This is a genomic window from Prosthecobacter dejongeii, assembly GCF_014203045.1.
GTDB classification, from domain to species: domain Bacteria; phylum Verrucomicrobiota; class Verrucomicrobiia; order Verrucomicrobiales; family Verrucomicrobiaceae; genus Prosthecobacter; species Prosthecobacter dejongeii.
This window is the reverse complement of record NZ_JACHIF010000021.1, coordinates 1-1,564: the sequence shown is the minus strand read 5'-3', so window position 1 is coordinate 1,564 and position 1,564 is coordinate 1. Positions and strand designations below refer to the sequence as shown.

Sequence of the window (1,564 nt, the reverse complement as noted above, 5' to 3'; positions counted from 1 at the left end):
GTGAGGGCCTGCTGGGGATTTTCGCCCGGTAGCAGGCGGGTGTTTTCGGCGATGACGATGCTGTGCCCGGTCTTCCCGTCATGGAAGCCTTCGGCGGTGCGCAGGCTGGCGATTTGCTCTGCGGTGAAGGGATGCTGGCGGGCGTAGTCAGAGGCTAGCAGCTCCTCCACCGTGGTGAAGAGATGCGTGTGCTCATTGACCAGGCCGGGCTGTTTCTGATTTAGAAACCGGGCCGTCTCGGCAAGAGTTTGGCCTAACTGTTCGGAGCTTCCAAGGGTGGTGCCGAGAGTGGCTCCGCTGCCGTCGGGCTGGCTGTAGAAGAGGTGTTCTTTTCCAAGTAGTCTGAATAAAGGTACGCCTGATTGATCAGGAATTCCTCCTCCTCTGTCACCGTCCTCAGCGTTGGAATGTTTGCTACGACTGCTCTGAGCGTCATCCAACTGAAGCGCTTGTCGTGCAACAAGGGCCCGAGAAAGTGTCGTCGCACCAACTCCGCTGTTTCGGGGGTCCAATCCCGATACGATAGCTTTAAAATCTCCTGGGGATAACCTGCGCCCGGTAGCAACATTCATGACAGTATCATCTTGCGGATCCCAGCGCAAGTCTTCCAGGCGGGTCTGGCCGTGGCGGCTCATTTCCTGCTGCACTTATTCCATCTCCGCCAGGACGAGCTGGTTGAAGTTGTGCTCGAAGTCTGCCTGGCTTTTTTCTTCCCGCCAGTTGGCCACCTCCTCATAAGATTTCTCATTGTGAGGATTGATGCCGGCAACCTGAAGGTGTCGTGAACCAACAGCCCTGCGGGTGGCGCACTTTCTAGCTCCATGGCCTCGATGGAATAAATGCGGTTGGTTAGGGGATGCAGGAGCTCCTTAACCGTGAACTTGACGTTGTAAGCCGTGTTCTCGATCTCCATCCGGCTATGCACTCGATGAATGGCGGTGATGTTCAGGTCCTCGGCACGGTCAGGGTTCGACTCGATGACCTTGCCGGTTTGAAAGAGCGTCTCAAAGTTTTCAATGGCGGCGAGGTGCGCACGGATGTCGGCAGATTTTTTGACGGCGGAGCCGCTGGCCATTTTGGCGGCGGTTTGGTTGGACACATTGGCGGTTAGGCCATCTGCGGTGGTCAGTGGCTTGCCCGAGAAGCTGCGCAGGTGTTGCTCGGCCTGGTCCAGATTTTTAAACGTGAGACTGAAGGTGGGCCCGGTATTCAAGGCTGTGCCGGGGGCGATGGGGCGGCCCTGGAGGCTGCTGGAGCCGGGGGTGAGGCCCAGGAGGGTATCCACATACTGGGCCCAGTCTCCCCCAGCGGGCAGGTGGCCCTGGGCCTGGGCGCGTTTGAGCTGGCCCAGGGTGCCCAGCACACCACGCACGCGGGTGCCCTCGGCGCGGAAGTAGGCGCGTAGCTGGCTGAAGGAGCGGGCGTCTTCCGCACGCGTGGCCCCGACGATGGCGGTATCCAGCGCCTGCGTGAGGCTGCCTGCGGCGTGGCCGGTGGGCTGGCCGCTGCGGTCCCGCTGCAGGGTGTCTCGCACGGCCAGCTCGATGAGGGTTTCCCGCGTGGT

General features: G+C 60.5%; 1 protein-coding gene and 1 pseudogene. Both read right to left on the bottom strand.

Annotated elements, in window-relative coordinates; all coding sequences use genetic code 11:
* Window positions 1-635, bottom strand: a pseudogene (locus tag HNQ64_RS23765) (hypothetical protein); the annotation flags it as partial.
* Window positions 632-1,564 (bottom strand): LPD3 domain-containing protein (locus HNQ64_RS23760; protein WP_221305556.1); only part of this gene is annotated, 933 nt, incomplete at its 5' end. The gene HNQ64_RS23760 and the pseudogene HNQ64_RS23765, both read right to left, overlap by 4 nt.